At 40.1% G+C, this 21,241-nt stretch carries 19 protein-coding genes; 7 read left to right on the top strand and 12 right to left on the bottom strand.

The annotated features are described in order from the left end of the window. Positions 1-18: 18 nt before the first annotated feature. From FC093_RS20065 to FC093_RS20050, 4 genes are all read right to left on the bottom strand, one after another. Positions 19-3,189, bottom strand: a complete 3,171-nt coding sequence (locus FC093_RS20065) for an efflux RND transporter permease subunit (protein WP_137263603.1) — start codon at positions 3,187-3,189, stop codon at positions 19-21. Between the two features lie 186 nt (positions 3,190-3,375). After that, positions 3,376-4,524 carry an efflux RND transporter periplasmic adaptor subunit gene (locus tag FC093_RS20060; protein WP_137263602.1) on the bottom strand — a complete coding sequence of 383 codons (1,149 nt, stop codon included), beginning with the start codon at positions 4,522-4,524 and terminating at the stop codon, positions 3,376-3,378. A gap of 155 nt (positions 4,525-4,679) precedes the next feature. Then, complete coding sequence (locus FC093_RS20055) at positions 4,680-4,862, bottom strand: hypothetical protein (RefSeq protein ID WP_137263601.1); 183 nt, start codon at positions 4,860-4,862, stop codon at positions 4,680-4,682. A gap of 140 nt (positions 4,863-5,002) precedes the next feature. After that, positions 5,003-5,623 (bottom strand): TetR/AcrR family transcriptional regulator, encoded by a 621-nt coding sequence (locus FC093_RS20050; RefSeq protein WP_137263600.1) that lies wholly within the window; start codon positions 5,621-5,623, stop codon positions 5,003-5,005. A gap of 1,015 nt (positions 5,624-6,638) precedes the next feature. On the opposite strand from FC093_RS20050, the gene FC093_RS20045 reads away from it, so the two are divergent. The 7 genes from FC093_RS20045 to FC093_RS20015 all read left to right on the top strand — a co-directional run bounded on the left by FC093_RS20045 (position 6,639) and on the right by FC093_RS20015 (position 15,435). Continuing rightward, positions 6,639-9,329, top strand: coding sequence for a bifunctional YncE family protein/alkaline phosphatase family protein (locus FC093_RS20045; protein ID WP_137263599.1), 2,691 nt, complete (start codon positions 6,639-6,641; stop codon positions 9,327-9,329). 207 nt (positions 9,330-9,536) lie between these two features. Further along, positions 9,537-11,552: a M13 family metallopeptidase gene (locus FC093_RS20040; RefSeq protein ID WP_137263598.1), complete on the top strand. Its 2,016-nt coding sequence runs from the start codon at positions 9,537-9,539 to the stop codon at positions 11,550-11,552. Between the two features lie 431 nt (positions 11,553-11,983). Further along, the gene (locus FC093_RS20035) at positions 11,984-12,331 is read left to right on the top strand and encodes a hypothetical protein (protein ID WP_137263597.1); all 348 of its coding nucleotides are present in this window, start codon (positions 11,984-11,986) and stop codon (positions 12,329-12,331) included. Positions 12,332-12,431: 100 nt separating this feature from the next. After that, the gene (locus FC093_RS20030; RefSeq protein WP_137263596.1) at positions 12,432-12,818 is read left to right on the top strand and encodes a hypothetical protein; all 387 of its coding nucleotides are present in this window, start codon (positions 12,432-12,434) and stop codon (positions 12,816-12,818) included. Positions 12,819-13,015: 197 nt separating this feature from the next. Next, on the top strand, positions 13,016-13,777 hold the full coding sequence (locus tag FC093_RS20025) for a hypothetical protein (RefSeq protein WP_137263595.1): 762 nt from the start codon (positions 13,016-13,018) through the stop codon (positions 13,775-13,777). Positions 13,778-14,044: 267 nt separating this feature from the next. After that, positions 14,045-14,494, top strand: coding sequence for an NfeD family protein (locus FC093_RS20020; protein ID WP_137263594.1), 450 nt, complete (start codon positions 14,045-14,047; stop codon positions 14,492-14,494). Continuing rightward, positions 14,491-15,435 carry an SPFH domain-containing protein gene (locus tag FC093_RS20015; RefSeq protein WP_137263593.1) on the top strand — a complete coding sequence of 315 codons (945 nt, stop codon included), beginning with the start codon at positions 14,491-14,493 and terminating at the stop codon, positions 15,433-15,435. The genes FC093_RS20020 and FC093_RS20015 overlap by 4 nt, the downstream gene beginning before the upstream one ends. Here the strand turns inward: FC093_RS20015 and FC093_RS20010 are convergent. The 8 genes from FC093_RS20010 to FC093_RS19975 form a co-directional block, all read right to left on the bottom strand. Next, entirely contained in the window at positions 15,380-15,715 is a 336-nt protein-coding gene (locus FC093_RS20010) for a hypothetical protein (protein ID WP_137263592.1), read from the bottom strand. The genes FC093_RS20015 and FC093_RS20010 overlap by 56 nt on opposite strands. A 60-nt stretch (positions 15,716-15,775) precedes the next feature. Then, entirely contained in the window at positions 15,776-16,135 is a 360-nt protein-coding gene (locus tag FC093_RS20005; protein ID WP_137263591.1) for a hypothetical protein, read from the bottom strand. 36 nt (positions 16,136-16,171) lie between these two features. Next, positions 16,172-16,660 carry an ankyrin repeat domain-containing protein gene (locus tag FC093_RS20000; RefSeq protein ID WP_137263590.1) on the bottom strand — a complete coding sequence of 163 codons (489 nt, stop codon included), beginning with the start codon at positions 16,658-16,660 and terminating at the stop codon, positions 16,172-16,174. Continuing rightward, positions 16,648-17,145 carry an ankyrin repeat domain-containing protein gene (locus FC093_RS19995; RefSeq protein ID WP_137263589.1) on the bottom strand — a complete coding sequence of 166 codons (498 nt, stop codon included), beginning with the start codon at positions 17,143-17,145 and terminating at the stop codon, positions 16,648-16,650. The genes FC093_RS20000 and FC093_RS19995 overlap by 13 nt, the downstream gene beginning before the upstream one ends. A gap of 196 nt (positions 17,146-17,341) precedes the next feature. Beyond that, positions 17,342-17,893 (bottom strand): hypothetical protein, encoded by a 552-nt coding sequence (locus tag FC093_RS19990; RefSeq protein ID WP_137263588.1) that lies wholly within the window; start codon positions 17,891-17,893, stop codon positions 17,342-17,344. Between the two features lie 11 nt (positions 17,894-17,904). Continuing rightward, positions 17,905-18,573 (bottom strand): hypothetical protein, encoded by a 669-nt coding sequence (locus FC093_RS19985; protein ID WP_137263587.1) that lies wholly within the window; start codon positions 18,571-18,573, stop codon positions 17,905-17,907. A 179-nt stretch (positions 18,574-18,752) separates the two neighbouring features. Next, a complete protein-coding gene (locus FC093_RS19980; RefSeq protein WP_137263586.1) occupies positions 18,753-19,391 on the bottom strand; it encodes a response regulator in 639 nt (212 codons plus the stop codon). Positions 19,392-19,437: 46 nt separating this feature from the next. Continuing rightward, positions 19,438-21,177 carry a tetratricopeptide repeat-containing sensor histidine kinase gene (locus FC093_RS19975; protein WP_137263585.1) on the bottom strand — a complete coding sequence of 580 codons (1,740 nt, stop codon included), beginning with the start codon at positions 21,175-21,177 and terminating at the stop codon, positions 19,438-19,440. Between the last annotated feature and the right edge of the window lie 64 nt (positions 21,178-21,241).

Raw genomic sequence — 21,241 nt, 5'->3', positions numbered from 1 at the left:
TAATTGAATAGTATTTGTTTAATTCATATATGCTGGTTGCATTATGTTTGATTCATCCTGCTTTATAGTTTTCTTAGGGCTTATCTTTTCCTGCAAGGTTTGGAAGATGACGTACAGTACGGGAATAATGAAAATTCCCAACAGCACGCCGGTAAGCATACCACCTACAGCGCCGGTACCAATGGAACGGTTGCCCATTGCTGATGCGCCTGTTGCTGTAAGTAAAGGAATAAGTCCTGCAATAAATGCAAAAGAAGTCATGAGTATGGGGCGGAGGCGTAACCTTGCTGCTTCGATGGCTGCATGCCTTATAGTAAGTCCTGCTTTTCTTCTTTGTACGGCATATTCTACAATAAGTATAGCATTCTTGGCCAGCAAACCAATCAGCATGATGATGGCTACCTGCACATAAATATTGTTTTCAATACCGCTTATATTGATGAAGGCGAATACACCTAACAAGCCAGTTGGTACAGACAATATCACTGCCAGTGGAAGGATATAACTTTCGTACTGAGCAGCTAATAAAAAGTACACAAATATGAGTGACATCACAAATATCCAGGTGGTTTGTGAACCAGACTGTTCTTCTTCCCTTGTTAGTCCACCCCATTCGTAACTATAGCCACGCGGCAAATAATTAGCGGCTACTTCCTGTACTGCTTTTAATGCCTGTCCTGAGCTGTAGCCCGGTTTAGGCACGCCGGTGATTGTAACCGCATTAAACAAATTATTTCTAGTTACTGTTTCCGGACCATACACTTTTTCCAGACTGACCAACGATTTTACCGGAACCATTAACCCTGCATTATTTTTTACCTGTACGTTATTCAAAGTGGAAGGATCAATCCGGTAAGCAATATCCGATTGCAGTATCACTTTATATTGTTTACCAAAACGGTTAAAGTCGGATGCCTGGTAACTACCATAATACACCTGTAATGTTTGCAGCAAATCACTGATAGAAACACCTAATTGCTTGGTTCTTGTTTCATCTATATTCAGTTTATATTGCGGATTGCCTGTATTGAAGGTTGTAAAGGCATACATGATCTCGGGACGTTTCATCAGCTCACCTATAAAGCCATAAGCGGTATTGCTCAGGTCTTCCAGCTTACCGCCTGTTCTGTCCTGCAATATCAGTTCAAAGCCATTGGTATTACCAAAGCCTTGTACCGTAGGCAACGTAAAGGTGAAAAGATCCGCAGCGGAAATAACACTCAGTTTTTGATTGACTTCTCCCAGTATTTTATTGATGTCTTCCGTATGCCCGCGGGTGCCCGGTTTCTTCAGTTTTACAAATGCCAATGCACTGATTGGGCTCGATGCATTGGTAATGATATTCATACCTGCAACACTGTACGATTTTTCTACCGCTTCAACGGTGCCGATAATACTATCAACACTTTTTACCACCTTTTGAGTGCGCTCCAGCGAAGCACCTGCAGGCATGTTTAATGAATACAAGAAAATGCTCTGGTCTTCCGTTGGTATAAAACCTGTTGGTGTTTTGTTCACCATGATCACAGTGGCAATGGTAATGACTGCAAGTCCGGTCAAAGCCACCCATTTTGTTTTAATTAAAAACCGGAGGCTGCGGCTGTACCGGGTGGTGAGGTTTTCAAAACCTGCATTAAAGCCATGAAAGAACCTGTTCTTAAAACCTGTTGGTTTTACACCATTATTGCTATGATGATTGTTCTTTAAAAATAAGGCAGACAGTGCCGGGCTTAATGTCAGCGCATTTATTGCTGAGATCAGAATAGCAATTGCAAGCGTAAAGGCAAACTGTTTATAAAAGATACCGGCTGGTCCCTGCATAAAGCCAACGGGAACAAACACGGCAGCCATCACCAGCGTAATAGAAATAATGGCGCCGGATATTTCACTCATGCTTTTAATGGTAGCCGCTCTTGGGGGTAAATGCTCCTTGTCCATTTTTGTATGCACTGCTTCTACCACCACAATCGCGTCATCTACCACAATACCGATTGCCAGTATCAACGCAAATAAGGTAAGCAGGTTGATGGTGAAACCAAATAACTGCATAAAAAAGAAAGTACCCAATATTGCCACAGGCACTGCAATTGCCGGTATAAGTGTAGAACGAAAATTCTGTAAAAAAAGAAACACTACGATGAACACCAGTATAAAAGCTTCCACCAATGTATGTTTCACTTTCTCAATGGAGGCATCCAGAAATTCTTTGGATGAGTAGGGCACAAACACATTCACGCCGTTAGGCAAATCCTTCTTTACCTTTTCCATGATGGAATTTACTTCCGTCAAAATATCGTTGGCATTGGAGCCTGCAGTTTGATAGATGAGAATACCTGTTGACGGACCTTTGTCTACCGAAGCAACAGCACTGTAGTTGAATGAGCCTAATTCAACCCTTGCAACATCTTTTAACCGTATCGTTGAACCATCGGTATTGCTTTTTAAAATGATGTTCTCATAGTCCTGGTTGTTACTCAGCTTTCCTTTGTATTTTATTACATACTCAAAAGATTCTTTGCTGCCTTCGCCAAACTTGCCGGGTGCAGCTTCCAGGTTTTGTTCTTTTACAGCAGCCAGCACATCCTGTGCAGACAAACTGTAGGCAGCCAGGCGGTCGGGCTTTAGCCAGATACGCATGGCGTAATCTTTAGAGCCAAATATCGTAGCTTGTCCTACGCCATGCACACGCTGTATCTCCGGTACTATGTTGATTTTGGCATAGTTCTGTAAAAAAGTTTCATCATAGGCAGTATCCTTGCTATACAGCGCAATAGCCATTATAATGCTGTTTTGCTGTTTTTGCGTGGTAATGCCGGCCTGTAATACTTCCGGCGGAATAAGACTGCTGGCTTTTGCCACACGGTTCTGCACGTTCACCGAAGCGATATCCGGATCAGTACCCGCCTTAAAGAAAACACTTAGCGTCATTGTGCCATCGTTATTGGAGTTGGAGGTCATGTAGGTCATGTTCTCCACGCCGTTAATGGCTTCTTCTATCGGCGTAGCTACTGAGCGCGCCACTACTTCGGCACTGGCGCCGGGGTAAGCCGCGGTTACCAGCACTGCCGGCGGCGCAATATCCGGGAACTGCGTAATAGGCAGCCTGGTGAGAGAAATAATACCCATCAATACCAGCAGTATGGAAATAACGGTGGAGAGGACGGGGCGTTCAATAAATTTCTGGAGCATAAAAAGATTTATTGTGTGAGTTTGTTATTGGAGTTTGGCCATTTTTAGGACAAAAGATGCCCTGTCAGCATGTATGCTGAAAAAAATAGGTTCAACTTGCTATCTTAGAATTGTGTTGTGTAGTTAAAAGAGAATGAATTAAGTGCTATTCATAATGAGCATTCATCATTTAAATTCTTTCACCTTTTAATTTCTGACAGCCACTGCCTGATGCAGCACACTATCGAGTGAAATGTTTTGTGGTGTAATCACCGCACCATCACGCAAACGTTGCAAGCCGCTGTACACAATGGTTTCACCGTTGGTAACGCCATTGGCTACTATGTAGTTGCCTTCGCTTTTGCCGGTTATGGTAATTTGCTTACTCACCACTTTGTTGCTATCACTTAAAGCAAATACATATACTTTATCCTGCAGCTCGTAGGTAGCCTGTTGCGGTACAAGTAATTTATTTTCCTGGTAGAAAGGAATACGTACTCTGCCCGTAATACCGGAACGTAATAATTTATCAGCATTAGGAAAAACTGCTCTAAAACTAATACTGCCGGAGTTAGGGTCAAACTGACCTTCCACCAGTTCCACTTTACCCTTGCTGTTGTAGATGCTGTTATCTGCAAGTTGAAGGTCAACCGGAGGAATATTTTTGATTTTTTCTTCCGCTGTTTTGCCCGGCACATTTGAAAAGAATCTGAAGAAGTCGGCCTCACTCATTGAAAAATAAGCATGCATCTTATCTATTGCACTTACTACGGTTAACGGGTCCGTTTCGCCCTTACCAATAAGGCTGCCCTGTTTGAAGTTAATGTGACCGATATAGCCGCTTACCGGTGCAGTAATCAGCGTAAAACCTAATGTAATATCCGCGCTGTTTTTACCGGAGACTGCCTGAGTGTAGGAAGCCTGTGCCTGGTGAAGAATGGCTTGGGCTGTCTTTAACTGCACGTCGGCAATTACCTTGTTATCAACTAAAGGTTGCAGCCTGTCCACTTCTACCTGTGCTTTCTCTACAGCCGCTTTTGCTGCTTGTATATTGGCGGCAGCGCTGTTGCTAAACTGGCTGTATTCTTTGCTGTTAATGCGAAACAGGGGCTGTCCCTTGGTAACCCATGCACCATCTTGCACATATATCTTTTCGAGATAGCCGCTTACCTGTGGGCGGATTTCAATATTCGCGCTTCCCTGTACCGTAGCGGGGTATTCCTGCCAGGTAGTAGCAGAACCTGAATTTAATGTTACAACAGGTAAAGATTGTGGGGGTGGCGCCGGTAAATTACTGGCTTTACTGGTGCAGCCAGCGAGATAAAGGATTGCTGCGTATAAGAAGTACTTTTTCATAATGTTATTCAATTTGGTTATTAGGAAAGGGAATTTTGCAGAGGTAAATAGTGCTGACATAAATTTTGAATTGGTTTATAAAACGTTATGGATTAAACAATCACGATCTTAATAGGATGGAGTGCCATCCTCCTGATTGTTTTTGAAAAAGCCATTTACTGCGGATGTATATAAGCTCTGGTATAAACAGCAGCAGGATATTCCTGCAGTTTGGTAATAGAACTCGAATCTGATTTTACAGCAGGAAGTGGTGAAGGTGGCGGAACCTTTGTATTTAGATGATTGCCTGCCCAGGCAGTTAAACAGAGAAAGGCAACATAAAAGATATAATTTTTCATAGCGATAAATTATTTAACGGTGTTAAGTAATGAGGTTAAAAAAAACAGTTTTCCAACTGTTACATTTGTATACATTATTATTATTTGAGATTATAACATTATTAAATTATCTAACGCCGTTAACTACAGGGTAAAAAAAATTATCGCCTTATAGAACTGATAATTCCTTCTAATGCGTCCTTTAACACCTGCTTGTTAATGTCCTTGCCCCACTGTTGCTCGTTATTCCCTGCTGCTAACTGCCTGGTCATATTAATCGATACCAAACCATGCACCACCGACCAGAACGTGTAATACTTGGTATCTATGTATTCTTCTGTCCTTTTATCTGCAGGCACGATTTCTTCTATCTTATCCCATAGTAAGTTACTAGCCCGCTGCACCTCGCTACACGGATTTCCAACACAGCAGTTTGCCTCAATGCCAAACATTATCTGGTATAGCTCCTTTTCTTTAAAAGCAAAATTCCAGTACGCCATCCACATGGCTTCCAATTGCTCAGCGGCATCAGTGAACTTATCTCTGGCTTCTTCTATCTCATTTGCCAGCTTGATATAACCTATGCGGGTAAGTTCCTTTAGCAGAGCCTCCTTATTATTGAAATATTCGTAAATGATAGGAGCAGTGTAGTCTATCTTGTCAGCAATTTTACGCATACTTAAGGATGACCATCCTTCTTCCTTAACTATATTAAGGGAGGCAGCAAGGATATTGCACCTTGTGTCATCTTTTAATTTTTGTATGCGATCCTTACTTGCCATTTTATAGAGGTGTAAAATAATTTAACACCGTTAGGCAAAGATAATACGAGAACTTTTATACTACCAAATCTTTTTTTCAGCGCTGTGAAAACTTTAAGCAATCCGGCAAAAGGGAGTGCATCCTGGAACAGGAAAATTACTTCATGTTCAGCCATAAACGGAGCTAATCAGTAAGTATTTTTACACAACTAAAAGCATTTTCTTACAAGCCTCCGCACATAACTTCCACCAAAGCAAAATGCTTTAAGTTAAAGATCAATACACAAAACATATTCCCCCTAAACACACAAGCTATTCAGCAGCCATGTTTCTGTTAAGCTTCTTTTGTGCACGCTTGAACCCAACAAGTGCTGATACCTTCTACTGTCCAAAGAAAATTATACCACTGCTTTCTATGCACGTCGCGCTCATTGCTGGTTACAGGTGGGATGCTAATGATCTCCAGCACTTTCAAACAGGGGACATCCCCAAGGCTTATGAAGGATGTACAGCTTTTTAACGATAATACTCATTTGTGAGATCTGCCATCAACTTCAAAGCTTGGATTAAATAGTTCAAGTTTTGTATTGTCGGGGTCATCTTTACGAGACCAATCAATTCTGTTTTGATTTGTCTCGTTTTCATTTATATCTAATTTCCTATTAATCATACTGAATACATCAAATGCTTCATTGATTTGTGCAGTTCGATATTCAAATCTGTCAAAAGCCAGTTTTCTGGGAAAATCGAACTAATGATTTTACGTTTTTAAATAGCTGAACCATTTATGTAAAAACCATCTAATTGAGAAATGTTTGCTGTAGCCTGATCTAATAATGTTTAAAACGTTGATATTTCGTTTTACCATAGTAGTAAGCCTTACTTCTAATCTTCCTGCTTTTTCTATTGTTTTTTAGATTTAGACTTTTTTCTACATTCTGCAGGATGTTTGCTTCAAATAAGAATTTTTTATTTTTACCAGCATGCACCTGTTTCCACAAATGATATAGAAAATTAAGCCTCTTAATTTACCACCATGAAAAGGAATTCATTTAAGACTATCCAGGGATTAGTATTGCTTTTTTGCTGCATATTCTTCTTTGCCTGCGGTACAAGAAAAGTGTATAAAAGTTCAGCAAGCACTGGCGTCAGCCATTATTCCATAACCGACACTGCGCTTGATGCGAAGATGATAAGGATGCCTTATAACCGTTTGATTGATCCTGCCGGAACTATTGTTCGTTTTGGCAGCGATGCATTAGAAAATCATGCGCTTGATTGTGTGCTGTTGCCCGGCAGCAATGTGTTAGCAGTAGAAGACAGGTATGGCATTGCTTTTATAGATATACATACTAATCAGTTGCTTTACCATTTAGATTATAATGGTGATGCTGCATATAAAGGTTTAATGAGCACCTATTCCGGCATTAAAGCATTGCAGGAAGGAAATGAAACACATGTTTTCTGGTGTGCATCTAATCCTTCCTCAAAGCGTTCTTTTTTATTTGACGCAGTATGGGACGGAAGCAAAGGCAAAATAAATAGTTCCATTTCTTTTGAACCGGTACAGCCTTCACCTTTGGCTCTACCCAACGATATAGCCATCAGCAACGAAGGGGGCGAAACGTATTTGTATGTAGTCTTAAGTGGGAACAGCCAGCTTGTAAAAATCAGGTGGCGTGATAGAAAAGTGATCTGGACAGTTGCTACCGGCATGGCCCCTTTTGGCATTGCTGTTACCAACGATAAAGCTTATGTAACCAACTGGGCAGGCCCGGTGCCGGTTGCCGGAACGGGAGAAACGGCGGGCATCCCTTTTGGCAGTGTTTATATTGATCCGCGTACCGGCGCAACGGCTATGGGAACTGTAGCTGTGTTTGATTTGGACGCTGGAAATAAAGTAACGGAAGTAAAGGTTGGGCTACATCCCAATGCAATCATAGCAAGCCCTGACAAGCATTTTGTTTATGTGTCTAATGGAAATAGTGATAACGTGTCTGTTATCAGCACGAATACCAATGTAGTAGTTGATTCTATCTCTGTTCGTTTAAATGGAGAGGCAAATCCTTTTATAGGCGATGCTCCAAATGCGCTTGCAATTGACAGTACAGGAACTACCTTATATGTTGCTAATGGAATGGATAATGCGGTTGCTGTTGTAGCGCTTGGTGCAAAAGTATCTGCAAATGGAAAGGGCAATAACAGGATAAAAGGCTTTATCCCAACCGGTGCTTATCCATCGGGTTTAGCACTTACAAGTGACCACCTGCTTTGTGTAACCAATCTGGAAGGGGAAGGTGCACATGTGCCGGGAAAGGATGGTGCATTTAACAGTCATCACGATGAAGCGACAATATCCATTATTCCTTTGCCAGATGACAACGGATTGCACCATTATACTACCCGTGTAGAAAATGCCAATCTTCTTTTTCGCAGAAACCTTGCACAGCAACTGCCGAGGCAAGGCATAGCACCTAAGCCGGTACCTGAACGCATTGGCGAACCTTCTGTTTTTAAACACGTTATTTATATCATTAAGGAAAACAGAACGTACGACCAAGTGTTGGGCGATATGAGTGAAGGTAATGGCAGTAGTGCTTTATGCACATTTGGAGAGAATGTTACACCTAACGAACATAAGCTGGCAAGAAACTTTCTCTTGCTGGATAATTATATGGCTTCGGGCAAATCTTCTGCTGAAGGGCACCAGTGGACGGATGCGGCTATGACTTCGGATTATGTTGAAAAGAATGTAAGAGCCTGGTTTCAAAGTTATCCGCATGTGCAAACAGATGCATTGGTTTACAACCAACCGGGTTTTATCTGGAACAATGCCCTTGACCACGGTAAAAGTGTAAAAATTTATGGAGAAGCTTGTATCCCTGAGTGGCAGGGTAATGACACCTGGAAAGATATTTACAATTTGTACCTCGAAGGCAAACCATTCCAGTTTAAAAATGTTACTACTATATCGAGGGTAGCGCCCATATTATCTCAAACATATCCCGGCTATGATGGACATAAAATTAATGATCAGCTCCGTGCAGATGCTTTTATTAAAGATTTGAAAGCTTATGAAAATATGCCTGGCGATCAGTTGCCGCAGTTGATGATTCTTGCGCTTCCATCCGATCACACATCGGGCATGCGTGAAGGTTATCCTACACCAAGAGCTATGGTTGCGGATAACGATCTTGCACTTGGTAAAATTATAGAAGCAGTAACCAATAGCCGCTTTTACGATTCTACTGCTGTGTTTGTAACCGAAGATGATTCGCAGGATGGATGGGACCATGTATCTGCATACCGCACAACCGGTTTTGTTATAAGTCCTTACTCGGTATTAAACAAAACCATTCATACCAATTATAACCAAACCTGTATGGTGAGAACGATTGAACAAATATTAGGCATTCCGCCTATGAATGCTATTGATGCTACTGCGCTTCCGATGTTTGACTGCTTTGGCGGCAACTTCAATAAGACACCTTATAAATTTGTTTCAAATAAAATTCCTTTGGATGAAATGAATAAAAGTACTGCATTACTAAGGGGCAAGGCAAAGCATTATGCCAAACTATCTTCGTTACCCCAGTTTGACCATATTGATGCCGGCAATGATGAGCTTTTAAATCGTATTATCTGGTTTTCGGTAAATGGCGATACGCCTTATCCGGCAAAGATGACATTGCCTGTAAAAGAAAGAAAAGAAGATGAGGACGATTAAGCTTGCAGTATTTTGGCTCCGATACTAATTATAACTATTCATCAGCCACACAAGAATTCAATTGTCATTAATTGCCATACAATTGCACCAAAAACAGTGAGAACGGATTAACTTCGGCAGCAATAAGCATTATTTTAAAATATATTCGCATAGTACTATTTAAAGCCTTTACAGGCTTAATTATTTACCTGCACAAAGCACCTGTTTATGAAAACATGCCTATTTCTTTTTACAGCATTACTACTGTTTGCGTCTTGCAAAAACACCTCGGATAAAAACACTGCTGTTGTTATACAGGGCATTGATTCTTCCATAAAGCCAGGTGATAATTTTTTTATGTATGTGAACCGCAAGTGGTACGATTCGGCACAAATACCACCGTCGCAGGCAGGTGTGGGCACCTACATGTTTATGAACTATCCGCAGCGCCTGCGTTTGCAGGGTATTCTGGATAGTGTGGCGCGTGCCAGCAACACGGCAGGAAGCATTGAACAAAAGCTGGGCGACTTTTATGCTTCAGGTATGGATACCAATACTATTAACCGGCTTGGCTATGAGCTTGTTAAGCCCATTCTTGCCCGCATTGACAGCATCAGCGATGTTGCCGCTGTAATGAAGTTTATAGCTGATGAAGCAAAGGCATACAATCTTTCTGTTTTAGCTTTTAGTGTTGGACCTGATAATAAGAACAGCAGCATCAATATCGCGCATATTTACCAGGTGGGTATTGGATTGCCGGAGCGGGATTATTATTTTAAAGGGGATGCGCCCAGTATCGCTATTCAGCAGGCCTACAAAACATACCTGGCTACACTGTTCCAACTTACCGGCAGCGATACAGTAACAGCACGCAAAAATGCCGAACTTGTTTATAACATAGATAAACAATTGGCCGCTTCACATAGAACCAATATTGAGTTGCGCGATGTGGCTGCTAACTATAACAAGATGGCTGTTGCAAGCCTTGCAAAACAACAACCCAACATTGGATGGGCAAATGTGTTAGCCGAACTGGGTGCAAAGACCGATTCTATTGATGTGGCACAACCGGCTTATTATAATAAGTTGAACATCCTTTTAAAAACGATTCCTATCAACGACTGGAAAGTTTATCTGAAAGGGTATTCGTTAAACAATTATGCAAATGACCTAAGCAAACCTTTTGTTGATGCAGCATTCGAGTTCAGCAAAGTCATATCCGGACAAGCGGTGCAAAAAACACGTGGCGAAATGATGGCCAGTGAAGTGGATGGATATTTAGGTGAGGCGCTCGGGCAATTGTATGTTAAGAAATATTTTCCGGAAGATGCAAAGAAACGCATGCTGGAACTCGTAAATAATCTACAGAAAGCATTTGCTGCAAGAATAGATAAACTGGATTGGATGAGCGACAGCACCAAGCAAAAGGCAAAAGAAAAACTGTTTGCCATCACCAAAAAAATTGGCTATCCCAATAAGTGGAGAGATTACAGCAACGTACATATTGTAAAGGGCAAACATTTCCAGAATATAAGATCGGCTGCAGCCAACAGTTACGAGTTTCAACTGGCAAAACTAAATAAGCCCGTTGACAGGACAGAATGGTTTACTACCCCTTCCACCGTTACCGCTTATTATAACCCATCGGCTAATGAAATTGTGTTTCCCGCAGGTATTTTACAGCCGCCTTACTTCGACAACAATGCGGATGATGCGCTTAACTATGGTGGTATTGGCATGGTGATCGGTCATGAAATGACGCATGCTTTTGACGACCAGGGCGCACAATTTGACAAAGAAGGGAATGTACAAAACTGGTGGACGAAAGAAGATTATGAACAATTCAAAAGGAAAACGCAGCGCGTCATTGACCTGTACAATACGTTCACCGTGTTGGATACCGTGCATGTGAAAGGCGCCATGACCGTTGGCGAAAACACGGCAGATGTGGGGGGTGTTGCCATTGCTTATGATGCTTTTAAACTAACCAAAGAAGGGCACGACACTGCGAAGCTGGGTGGCTTTACACCCGATCAACGATTCTTTATTTCTGTTGCCAACATCTGGCGGGTAAAGATGAAAGATGAATTCCTTCGACTGTGGATTAATAATAACCCGCACTCCCCGCCTATGTGGCGCGTAAATAGTCCGCTGATGAACAATCCGCATTTTTACAATGCATTCAATGTACAGCCGGGAGATAAGATGTATTTGCCGGAAAGTAAGAGAGTGCAGATATGGTAAGTTGGAGAAGGGCGATAAACGATTTTCCTACTGGAGAGTTCCACCTACTAGTAATATGTCTTAAATATTTTCGGTTGGTAGGACAGCAAGTGAAAGATAAAGGGCAGGTCTTTTCCGATCTGCCCTTTATCTTTCACTTCAAGGTGCGCTACGCTAATACCTTGAAGAACATGCATATAAATCTGTAAAGTTGTCTATAATCGCTAACTTATTTAATTTGTTTCATAACTGCCTGGCGCGTAAGGCGAACTACTTATTCTGTTTATATATCCAAGGTAAATAAACTTTATGCTATTGCCTTATGATATTTAAAGATCATGAGCTTATATTTTACTTAAAAAAGAATGAATTTAAATAACAATTATTAATGGATAATACATTTGAGCTCTGCTTATGGAATAGCAAAATCTTAGCTTAACAGTTATTAGTTCATGAGACTTTTATTATACCAAGACATAACATTAAACATTGCACTCCCAATTATAGCAGGTAGCTTCATTTACCTAACATTTGAACCATTTGGTTCTCATAAAATAATAAACAATTATCTGCCTGATGGTTTATGGGCGTATGCATTAATGTCTACGATACTTATCATTTGGAGCAGAGTAATCAATTTTGTTTGGGTAGTTGCATCTCTTATTCTTTTTATTGTTTTCGAAACCCTTCAATATTATCACATTGCCCAGGGGACAGGTGATTGTTGGGATATACTCACCTATTCTGTTTTTGGCTTTATAGCATTACTAACAAATAAATATTTCACAGCTATTAAATAATAATCTTTATCACATGTTCCATCCATTCAGAAATCTGTGTTCACTCCTTGCCATCCTGTTTTTCTTATTCCTTGCTGTTGCAAGTACCTCGGTTAAAAATATGAGTTTTACAACTGGTGGCGGGCAGATTCCACCGGAATTCAATACTTTCCAGGACACACTATTGGTCGTTAGTCATTCTGAGAACTGGGGATATAATCATTACTTAAAAAAGAATTTTCGGGAAAATTATACCGGTCCTTATAAGATTATCAGCTCTAAGGAAATTGAAAATTACCCGGTAGATGAATACAGGTATATTTTTGATAACAGTTTAAGCTATACAACTACCCGTTATCACTATTCAACTACTCCAACGTCTGCTACATTTACAATTACAGACAGAAAGCTGGAAAAAGATTATACAACTCCAAGCTCATCAAAATACTCCAAACTAATGAGAGCATATATAAAAGCATTGGAGGAGAATAGAAAAAAATCTATGTAAATACCTATTTAATAATAGGTGTTTCCGCATTAGTGATAGCCCACAGTACTAAAGGGGAATAAGATATTGATCCGCTTTAAGTACATCGTTTTTATTTTCTTACCATATATAATAAAAACTAAAAATACATTGTCAGCTTTTATATATTTACAGCATTACCAAAACGTCCTGTTATAACTTTACATTAATATATGCTTATGAAGACTTGGATATACAGCATAGCTGTCATTTTATTGTTGGTGTCCTGTGCAAAAAAAGACGAAGGCTATTGCCCTGCAACATTGAAATTGACTGCCAGCAATACAAAGCCGACTGTTGGTGACAACCTTACCATTTTTGCGCATGATGGCGCTCTTATCTATAACTGGAGCGGACCACACAATTATGCAGAACAAAAGGAAGATGGCACAGACGTAATTAAATTTACCAATATCGCTATCAATCAGTCGGGCTGGTATTACTGCAGGGTATCGGCACCAGGCTGCAATGCTTTATCCGACAGTATTTATATAGATGTGCAGTATCAACAGGGTACGCCTTCCTGTAGTTTGGTTGATAATACAATTGATGGAGACGGGCTTCCTACCTTACAGGCGCTGGGCGTTACAAAAGAATACAGCACTGTATGGAACTGTATGTCAATGTATGCGTCCGGTAGTTTTGGGTATCCAACTTATACATTCCTGTTCAATTCCTATAATGGTCAGGTGGAGCCGAAAGATGGCATTTATAAAACAGTAAATGTCCCCGTTTTTAATGACCAGCAGGATGCTAATGCTATTTACCTGCAATGCCAGTACGGCGGCTATTTTTTTAAAAGCAAAGCCGGGCAGGATGTCTATGTGTCACACGTAAATGGAAAATTAAGAATTGCGTTTTGCGATGTTGATTTTGCCGGCGATAACGGAAACGGAACCATTTTAAACGCTGCGTTTTCGGGACAGGTAACAGAAAAATAAGTATTCTGCCTTTGCTGGTGTTCTTCACCAGCAAAAAAAGTTCGTAACATTCTGCGCTGATTTGTGTCTTCACATCCCTCATCTTGCCGCAATGTCACCGGGAACTTTTGTGCAATAGGTAAGGGATATGGCAGTTGTTTGCTAAAGAAGAATAGTTGTTATTATATCTATCCACAATCCGCTCTTTCTTTAGCCTTGCCGAAAAACTGTGCGATTTTAAAGTTACATTTGAAATTGATACTTATTCAGTATAAAAACATTATTTAAATGGAGCGTTACTTAAATGCCGCAGTGATATGGTTCATTATAGGCTTACTATGTTTTTTACTGGAATTCGTAATACCAGGGTTAATCCTTTTCTTTTTTGCTGTTGGCGCATGGATCGTTGCCATACTCTCCCTGTTTATAGAGATGAGTGTCAATGTGCAGTTGATCCTTTTTTTGGCAAGTTCCATACTCACTATTCTTTTATTCAGAAAGTGGGTGAAGAAAATAATATGGACAAAGAAACATTCCACCGAACTGGAGCACGAATTTTTAGGTAAAACCGGCAAGGCGGAGACATTTATTGGCCCGGGTCAAAACGGTAAGGTTCACTTTAAGGGAACCAGTTGGGATGCCCGGTCGGAGGACACCATTGAGAAAGGAGAAAACGTAACTATTACCGGAAACGAAAGCATTCAATTGATTGTAAAATCAACAAAACCTTTATTATGACGGCATCTACTATTATACTTATCGGATTAGTAATTTTCCTGTTAATTGCGTTTCTATCCACGTTTAAAGTAGTGCCGCAACGGTCGGCTTACATCGTTGAAAGGCTTGGTAAATACAGCCGTACATTGGAAGCAGGTTTCCATATCCTTATTCCTTTTATAGATAAGATTGCTTATAAGCAAAACCAAAAGGAACAGGCTATTGATGTAGCTCCGCAGATATGTATCACTAAAGATAATATTGCCGTAGAAGTGGACGGTGTGTTGTACCTGCAGGTGATTGATCCGCAAAAAGCGTCTTACGGCATTGATAATTATAAGTTTGCCGTTATACAAATATCGCAAACCACCATGAGAAGTGTTATTGGTAAAATGGAACTGGATAAGACATTTGAAGAAAGGGAAACCGTGAATGGAAGTATTGTGGAAGCAGTGGATAAAGCCAGCGACTCATGGGGTATAAAAGTATCGCGTTATGAGGTAAAAAACATTTCTCCCCCGCAAAGCATTAAAGATGCCATGGAAAAGCAAATGCGTGCCGAGCGTGAAAAAAGAGCTTTGATTGCAGAATCGGAAGGTGATAAGCAGGCAAAAATAAACAGGGCGGAAGGTGATAAGCAGGAAGCCATTGCACGGTCTGAAGGGGAGAAACAGCGCCGCATGAATGAAGCTGCCGGTACTGCTGCCGAAATAGAAATGGTAGCCGTAGCTACAGCAAAAGGGATCAGGGAAATTGCTTTATCAATAAATGAAGAAGGCGGAATGAATGCTGTAAATCTGCGCATTGCAGAGCAATACCTGACAGAGTTTGGTAAGTTGGCAAAGTTGAATAATACCATGATTGTTCCGGCAGATCTTTCTGATATCGCAGGCGTGATTACCAGTATTACTTCTGTGTTGAATAAAACCAAACCCGAATCTTCACTTCTTCCCAAACTTTAATGATCAAAGACTTATTGTACTGATAGCGTTTCTCCCTCTCTGCCTTGCACCAGGTTAGCCACAGTAGTTGAAACACTTTTTCTTCATTGGCTTCTGGTTTAGTGTTGATAAGCCATGTGCGTGCTTTTGCAATGCGCTGCTTTACTTCATCGTGCAAAACAGCAGGCATATAAGACTGAATATTTTTTACCGTTAATGCAGTGGCTGTAAAAGAATAATATTCAAGCGGTGGACGCTGGCCGGGACTTACCCAACTACCATCATACATTTGTTTGCGCATGATATTTCGCGCAAGCAGGTCTAGCGTTTTGTTAGTTTCAAAATGACTCGCTGATAAGGCTCAAAGGTCATAATTGCCTGTCATAGTAATAGCTACAGGATCAGAGTTCTCCGCAAGCGTTTGAGTATTGGCACTTCTATTCCACCAACTCAGGGTACTGTCAAGTGCCTCCTTTATTTTGCCATCACTTACATCAAATCCTTTTTCTTTTGCAAGTGAAAATGCAACAACCCCGATGCCTTGGTTATGACAGGAATGACAAACTACAGCATTTTCCAAAAACTCATGACTGCTGTTTTGTAATAACACCAGGCTTTTGCCGATGGCGCTGTTAATTTCTGCAGACTTCTCATTATCAGGAGCTTTTCTAAAAGCAAAAATGCATACAAAAAGAAAGCCGGTGATGACGTATTTTTTCATAACTGTTTTGCTGAATTGTATTACTATGTAAAAATGTTATTCCGCACCCGCCTTTTTAAGTAGTGCAACAGTTGCTGTGTTACCTTTCTTCATTGCCCACGAAAGTGCTGTTTCACCATTTTTGTCTTTTACATTTATGGATGCGCCTTTATCTAAAAGCATCTGTATTATTTGCGGATTATCATGCTCATTATAGGTTGCCCACATCAGTGGTGTCATGCCTGCAAGGCTATCGGTAGTATTTATATTCTTTGTTTTTTGAAGCAACAATTGCAGCACTTTCGCATTATTAAATTCTGCAGCCCACAAGGCTGGAGGCATATTAATTTCGTCCTGCACATCAGCATCAGCACCATTGTTAAGCAGGCATATAACAACTGGCCAGTTTGCATATCTCGCCGCGTTTATTAAGGCGGAAGATCCCCAGGGCTTTGCGTTTACATCAACACCTTTTTTAATAAGCAAGCGAATAGTCATTGTATCTGCAAACACTGCTGCCTGCATGAGCGATGTTATCCTCCCCATCTTTTAAACAATGCATCTGCTCCGTTGTCTATTAGCCATTTTACGTTTTTATACAACCCGTATTCAGAACATGCAATAGAGAGTGCCGTGTTTTCAGAATTGGATTTTGCATTTATATCAGCGTCATAATGCAGCAGCAATTTCATCTTGTCCAGTTCATGCGTACAAAGCATTAATGGCGTTTGCCCATACTTGTTTTTAAGGTTGGGATTCGCCTTGCGTTGCAGCAGTAATTTCATGCAATTTGCCGATGCATAGATAGCTGCATTAATTAATACATTGTCACTGTCATCATCATAAGCATTTGGGTTAGCACCTTCATTAAGCAATGCGCTTACTTCTTTTAAATTATTATTTCTAACAGCTTCAAATAAATTCTTTTGTTGCGCGTCAAGCTGATTAATAGAAACGATAAATATTGTCGTTGCTGTTACAGCCAGCTTATATAATGTTTTGAATGGTTGATTGCGGGTGTGATGGAGCATCTTCAATTAGATTATTTGTAAGAAGGAACAAGGTGAATTAAGAGATTGCTTATATAAAACTGGACAATGTTCTGTATTGCAAAAAAGGCAAGTAAAACAACAGCAAATACTATTGCTATATATAAGAAAAGGCAAATTGTTCTGAGTGTTTGAAATTGTAATTGCATGGTTGAATATTTATTGGTGAAAAAAATGTTTAGTCCTTAGTTGCCTTTGATTCTTCTGCGGTGAGTTTCATATCGAGAAATATATCTCCTTCTTTGCCGTTGATTTCCTGTCTTGACTGAATATTCCATGAATTGGTTTCCGGATGCCAGATAAAATGTTGAACGATATTGGCATCAGCACCAAATTTTGCAACGGTTTTGAAGTCATTACCATTGCGATAGCCGTAACTAAAGCCTTCAGAAAGATCCTCATCACCTTCTATACTCATTCCGTGAACGGTATATCTTTTTTGATAATGATTGTAACCGATATATTCATAATATTCCATCTGCACATGCCACCACGGAATTACTTCATTGCTTTTAAGATGAATAACTAAATACTGATGATTTAAAATCCAGCTTGCATCAATGACCGATGTAAAAGGGCTTCCATGTGCAATTGAGGTAACATTCCATTTACCAACAAGATGGTCAAGAAGATCATCATGAAAGCGATGATCCGTTGTATCTTCTGTGTTTTGCGCAAAAGATGTAGTTGCAATAATTATTACTATTAATAAAAAATATACTTGTTTCATTGTTATGATTTTTAATGAGCGGTGCTGAATAAGAATGTTTTCGTTCGAAGCAATCTTGCACCAATCAATATGGTCCAGATTGGAAGCGTTAAGACGCCCATTATAGTTCCAATCCAAATGAGTTGATGCAGGAAGACATTCGCCGGCGTATCAGTAGGTATTTTTGCTACTACTTCGTCTGATACTGCTGGTATATGAAGAATTATATTGTCAACAAAGATGGCGTAGCCCATCGGAAATGTGCCAACAAGCACCAGACCAACACCAACGATTATTCCGAACCATCTAAGCCATTGAGGAATCAAACTTCCCGTGCGAAAACAGGCTATTATCATCCATGCACCAAAAACACCTTGCGGGAACATATACAACACGTCGGCAAGAATTTTTGGAAAATTGAGCAATAAGAACAGTACTGTAAAACAAATAGAAACGATGCCTACATAAAGCAATGCCTGTGAAGTGTTGGGCGAGTGCTGTTTAATAAGTTTAAAAAGGACAACTACAAGCGGAATTAAAAAAAGAAATTGAAGTATAACACAGAAATCATGAATCCTTACCGGAACTAAACCATTTTGTGCATCCTGGTTGCGTATCGAAAGATAAACAATTAAAAAGGCGTATGCTACAATGCCAATTATACCACTTGCAATTGCATATCTGCCGGCATTTTTCATCATTCACTAATTTATATGAAGGTATCGGGATGAAGAGGCTTAAGTCAATCGCGAGAAGGGGTGATTTTATTGGTTGATTTGTTGCTTAACGATTAGAACGTATAAGTGAGTGCCACAACAAAATATGGTAGCAGTATCAAAGCTAATTACATAAATGATCATCAAAAAGGCTGAACAAATATCTATACAAGCTTTTGATGGATGGCTTTTGCAACAGCCTCGCTTTTAGAATGCACATGCAGCTTTTCATAGATGTGCCGCACGTGTGTTTTTACTGTATCTATAGAGACAAAACAAGTGGATGCAATGGCTTTATAAGACTTAGCTTTTACAAGCAGGGCTAAAATTTCATTTTCGCGTTCTGAAAGATCTATAAATTCATGAGTAGAAGTAGGCGATTGCTGCCTAACCATCTGCAATACTTTTATTGCAACAGAAGCCGTCATTGGTGCACCGCCAAAATGTGTTTCGCGAATAGCTTCTATCATTTTTTGCGGTGCTGTTTTCTTGAGCATGTAGCCGGATGCACCTGCACAAATAGCAGCAAATATTTTATCATTCTCTTCAAACACAGTTTGCATGAGAATATGTATATGCGGAAACTTTTCTTTGATGATTTGCACCGCTTCAATGCCTGAGACGCCCGGCATGTCAATATCCATCATCACCACATCAGGATTTGCGGATTGAATATTACGCTCCAGTTTATTGGCATCTGCAAAAGCACCGTTGCATACCATATCTTCAACACTATTTACCAGCTGTTGCAGGCTTTCCCGCAACAATTTATTGTCTTCAAATATGGCTACTTTAATTTCCATTTACTTGTAAAGAAATAGTTTTTATGTCACGTATTACCTCACCTGTTCAGGTGATTTTAAATTTTAGCTGTACTGAAGTTCCGGCATTTATTTCGGAGCTAATGTTGAAATATCCATTCAATTCTTCTGCACGTTTACGCATGGTATTCATCCCGTTCCCATTTACAACATTTAAAGCATCAAAACCCTTTCCGTCATCTTTGATACACATATTGATGTGATGGTCTTGCCTGGAAATACTTACTATAACCTTTGATGCTTCGGAGTATTTTGTTACATTATTAATAGCTTCTTTAAAGAAGAGGTATAAGTTCTTCCGTTGTTTCATGGTTAATCTTGATGCAGCAAGTGTTTCATCGCTTGTGAACTGGAGTTCTATATTTTTTACATCCAATATTTCTGAAGCAAACAAGTTCATACGGTTTATTACATTTTCAAGCTGGTCGTTTTGTGGGTTCACTGTCCACACAATGTCACTCATATTTTCCTGTATTACGGCAGTGCTTTCTCCAATGGAATTCAACAGCGGCAAGGCATCCGGCGATTTTGCTTTCGCCAGTTCACTCATAATGCTTATGCTGCTTAGTGTGGACCCAATATCATCATGCAGATCATGCGCAATGCTATTACGTATGTTTTGCAATTGCTTTTGCCTTTTATTTCTTATGAAAATAGCTGTTATGGTAAATGCTATTATCAATCCCGATATTACAAAGTATAAACGGTAGCGGTTTTGTAACGCACTTGTTGCTACTTCTACAGCATGTTCTTTTTCATTTTGTTTCAAAAGCACATTTTGAAATGCCATCATCTTTTCGTGGTTGTACAAACTGTCTTTTAATTGAATGGCAAGGTGCAAATACTTTAACGCGCTATCGGCATTATGCTGCAGCTCATAAATGTCAGCTAAAAGGGAGGCTGCTTTTTGTTTGCCTGCCGGATGAATTGGTCCTTTTTCAATAAGGACTTTTTGTGCATACCATTTTGCAGAGTCAAACTTGTGCACTTGCCTAAATATGGACGCCATTCCGTTGAAGGCATCTATCTTGTTGATCGTCATCCCGATATACTCACTCACCGGAATACTCCTGCGGTAATAAAACAGCGCCGAATCATATATACCTTTGCCTGCAAACGCATTACCCAGTTCCGTATACACAGCACTTTCTGACCATTTAGTGTCCCAATCATTTGAAGTAAAACAGGGACTTGTTTTAAACAGCGCATACCCTTTTTTTGCATAAAATAACGCGGAATCATATTGCTGCATCCCTATAAACACGGGAGCTAACATGCTGTACATACGATGCAGTTCAGGAAGCTTTTCCCTAATGCCTATTTTAAGCACTTCTCTATAATATTTCATCGCTGTACTGTATTCACCAAGATTCGCGTAGCTATCACCAACTGCACCATTAGAAAAACCTGTTGCATAAATATTGTTCATTCTTTTTGCCAGTGGAAGCAATTTAAAAGCGTAATCCAATTCTAATGTATAGTTGCCCATCGCATATAATGCAGCATTGATGTTAATGATTGAGAATAGCCTTCCATTATCATAATCCAGCTTTTCGGAAAGTGCATAAGCCTGCTGCCCATAAAAAAATGCAGTGTCAGGATACGAGAAAGCATAAGCTTCACATAAGTGGATAAGCGTTTGCACTTTGTTGGTATCGATTTTCTGTGTAGCTGCAGCGTGTTTTACAGAATCAAACCATTGAGGGTAGCTTGTTAATGAAAACAGCATGGTGCAGCATAGAAAAGAAAGTATTATTACTGTTTTCATATTTAATGTATGCAATCAGGCTACCTTATTAAAGGTACACATCATTTGATTACTGTGCTATCAC

Origin of the sequence: Ilyomonas limi, assembly GCF_005233845.1 — a bacterium.
GTDB lineage: Bacteria > Bacteroidota > Bacteroidia > Chitinophagales > Chitinophagaceae > Ilyomonas > Ilyomonas limi.
Note: the sequence above shows the minus strand (reverse complement) of the source record. Positions and strands in the feature narration are given on the sequence as shown.

Bases quoted from the DNA above. Each gene is read 5' to 3' on its own strand.
- FC093_RS20060 (WP_137263602.1), bottom strand. From the start codon at position 4,524: ATGAAAAAGTACTTCTTATACGCAGCAATCCTTTATCTCGCTGGCTGC.
- FC093_RS20040 (WP_137263598.1), top strand. From the start codon at position 9,537: ATGAAAACATGCCTATTTCTTTTTACAGCATTACTACTGTTTGCGTCT.
- FC093_RS20005 (WP_137263591.1), bottom strand. From the start codon at position 16,135: ATGAAAAAATACGTCATCACCGGCTTTCTTTTTGTATGCATTTTTGCT.
- FC093_RS20065 (WP_137263603.1), bottom strand. From the start codon at position 3,189: ATGCTCCAGAAATTTATTGAACGCCCCGTCCTCTCCACCGTTATTTCC.
- FC093_RS19995 (WP_137263589.1), bottom strand. From the start codon at position 17,145: ATGCTCCATCACACCCGCAATCAACCATTCAAAACATTATATAAGCTG.
- FC093_RS20045 (WP_137263599.1), top strand. From the start codon at position 6,639: ATGAAAAGGAATTCATTTAAGACTATCCAGGGATTAGTATTGCTTTTT.
- FC093_RS20020 (WP_137263594.1), top strand. From the start codon at position 14,045: ATGGAGCGTTACTTAAATGCCGCAGTGATATGGTTCATTATAGGCTTA.
- FC093_RS20015 (WP_137263593.1), top strand. From the start codon at position 14,491: ATGACGGCATCTACTATTATACTTATCGGATTAGTAATTTTCCTGTTA.
- FC093_RS19980 (WP_137263586.1), bottom strand. From the start codon at position 19,391: ATGGAAATTAAAGTAGCCATATTTGAAGACAATAAATTGTTGCGGGAA.
- FC093_RS19975 (WP_137263585.1), bottom strand. From the start codon at position 21,177: ATGAAAACAGTAATAATACTTTCTTTTCTATGCTGCACCATGCTGTTT.
- FC093_RS19990 (WP_137263588.1), bottom strand. From the start codon at position 17,893: ATGAAACAAGTATATTTTTTATTAATAGTAATAATTATTGCAACTACA.
- FC093_RS20030 (WP_137263596.1), top strand. From the start codon at position 12,432: ATGAGTTTTACAACTGGTGGCGGGCAGATTCCACCGGAATTCAATACT.
- FC093_RS20035 (WP_137263597.1), top strand. From the start codon at position 11,984: ATGAGACTTTTATTATACCAAGACATAACATTAAACATTGCACTCCCA.
- FC093_RS20050 (WP_137263600.1), bottom strand. From the start codon at position 5,623: ATGGCAAGTAAGGATCGCATACAAAAATTAAAAGATGACACAAGGTGC.
- FC093_RS20055 (WP_137263601.1), bottom strand. From the start codon at position 4,862: ATGAAAAATTATATCTTTTATGTTGCCTTTCTCTGTTTAACTGCCTGG.
- FC093_RS20000 (WP_137263590.1), bottom strand. From the start codon at position 16,660: ATGGGGAGGATAACATCGCTCATGCAGGCAGCAGTGTTTGCAGATACA.
- FC093_RS20025 (WP_137263595.1), top strand. From the start codon at position 13,016: ATGAAGACTTGGATATACAGCATAGCTGTCATTTTATTGTTGGTGTCC.
- FC093_RS20010 (WP_137263592.1), bottom strand. From the start codon at position 15,715: ATGCGCAAACAAATGTATGATGGTAGTTGGGTAAGTCCCGGCCAGCGT.
- FC093_RS19985 (WP_137263587.1), bottom strand. From the start codon at position 18,573: ATGATGAAAAATGCCGGCAGATATGCAATTGCAAGTGGTATAATTGGC.